This window comes from Leisingera sp. F5 (assembly GCF_001593695.1).
In genome coordinates this window covers 1-2113 of the sequence record NZ_LUKH01000568.1, presented here as the reverse complement: position 1 = coordinate 2113, position 2113 = coordinate 1, and the positions used below count along the sequence as shown (strand labels likewise).

Here is a 2113-nt window from a genome sequence, read left to right as displayed (position 1 = left end):
GCAAAGAATAAGGCGGCTCCTGACGGGCCGCCTTTGGTCTGGCATCGCTGGCACAGCTTAGAACGGCAGCTTGATATCCTTCGGGAGGCCCATGCTTTCGGTCAGCTTGGTCATCTCTTCCTGCGCCTTTTCCGCGGCCTTGGCTTGGGCGTCTTTGATGGCGGCCAGGATCAGGTCTTCGACCACTTCCTTGTCGTCGCCGTTGAAGATCGAAGGATCGATGTCCAGGCCTTTGAGGTCGCCTTTGGCAGACGCGGTGGCCTTGACCAGGCCGGCGCCGGCCTCGCCCGTCACCATCACATTGTGCAACTCTTCCTGCATCTGGGCCATCTTGCCCTGCAGTTCCTGTGCCGATTTCATCATCTTGGCCATATCGCCAAGACCGCCGAGGCCTTTGAGCATCTGTCATCTCCTGAGATTCCGGTTTGAGGCACAGATACGGGTCGCGAGGGCGTGAAACAAGGGGAGGATTGCTTCGGCGCAAGAGTTTAGCACACTTCTGCCCGGCCGGCAGGCCGGGCCGCGCCAGACCCTCCTCCTCGGGAGATTGCATTGCAAGGTTACGACCAGCAGCGCCGGAGCTTTCCGGGCGGCTGCGGTGGCAAAATTAGAGTTGGCGGTTGCCCTCCCAGGCTCGAGCACGGCCTTCTGCGTGTACTTACCCGTCCTCAAACGGATCCCATTCGTCCTCCACCTCGGGCAGAGCCTCGGCGGCGACCTCCGCCGCCAGTTCCTCAGCTGTGCGGATGCGGGTGATCTTCGCCTTGGGGAAGCTCTCCAGCACTGCCTGCACCAGGGGGTGCGCGGTGGCTTTTTCGCGCAGGGCGTTTTCCGCCGCGTCGCGGACCTCGGCAATGGTCGCTGCGTCGCCGTCGGGTGCGATGGAGACCACCCAGCGCGCACCGGTCCAGTTCTGCAGCGCCGAGCCGAGCCGGGCCGCCAGATCGCGCGGCGCCTGCGATGACGGGGTGAATTCGATGCGGCCTGGCTGGTAGGACACCAAACGCACGCCGCCTTCGACCTCGACCAGCAGTTTCACGTCGCGGTTGGTGCGGATCAGTTCGATCACATGCTCAAATGTCGGAAAGCGGGCCAGCGCGGAGCTGACCTGCGGTGCCAGGGCTGTCACCGTGCCGCCGCCGCCATGGGCTACAGGCGCGCTGCCAGCGGGGCCGCCTTGGGCGCCAGCGGGCGCGCTGCCGCCGAGCGCCTGGCCGCCCATGCCCTGCATCGCCACACCGCCGCCTGGCCCGCCGGGGCCGGGGGACGGCGGCGGGGGCGTGTCCTGCAGCTTGCGGATCAGCTCCTCCGGGCTGGGCAGATCGGCCACATGGGTGAGCCGGATCACCGCCATCTCGGCGGCCATCATTGCGTTTGGTGCTGCGGCGACTTCCTCCAGCGCTTTCAGCAGCATCTGCCACATCCGGGTGAGCACCCGCATCGGCAGGTTGCCGGCCATAGCCTGGCCGCGGGCGCGCTCATCCGGGCTGACGGTCGGGTCCTCGGCCGCATCCGGCGTGATCTTCACCACCGAAACCCAATGGGTGATCTCGGCCAGATCGCGCAGCACCGCCAGCGGGTCGGCGCCTTCAGCATACTGGCCGCTCAGCTCAGTCAGTGCAGCCGCCGCATCTCCGCGCAGGATCATGTCCATCAGATCCAGAACCCGGCCCCGGTCGGCCAGCCCCAGCATGGCGCGGACCTGATCGGCAGAGGTTTCGCCGGCGCCATGGGAAATCGCCTGATCCAGCAGCGAGGTTGCATCCCGCGCCGAGCCTTCGGCGGCCCGGGTGATCAGCGCCAGCGCGTCCTCGGCGATCTGGGCATTTTCGGCGCCGGCAATCTTTTGCAGCAGAGCGATCATCACTTCGGGTTCAATCCGGCGCAGATCAAACCGCTGGCAGCGTGACAGAACCGTCACTGGCACCTTGCGGATTTCGGTGGTGGCAAAGATGAACTTCACATGCGCGGGCGGCTCCTCCAGCGTCTTCAACAGCGCGTTGAAGGCGCTGGTCGACAGCATGTGGACTTCGTCGATGATGTAGATCTTGTAGCGGGCCGAAGCGGCGCGGTACTGCACGCTATCGATAATCTCGCGGATGTCGTTCACACC

2 protein-coding genes are annotated in these 2113 nt (G+C 65.5%); both read right to left on the bottom strand.

The window, feature by feature from the left end:
* Positions 1 to 57: 57 nt before the first annotated feature.
* Positions 58 to 402, bottom strand: coding sequence for a YbaB/EbfC family nucleoid-associated protein (locus A2I95_RS33350; RefSeq protein WP_291730673.1), 345 nt, complete (start codon positions 400 to 402; stop codon positions 58 to 60).
* A 256-nt stretch (positions 403 to 658) separates the two neighbouring features.
* The coding region (locus A2I95_RS33345; protein ID WP_291736736.1) for a DNA polymerase III subunit gamma/tau at positions 659 to 2113 on the bottom strand (1455 nt) is incomplete at its 5' end.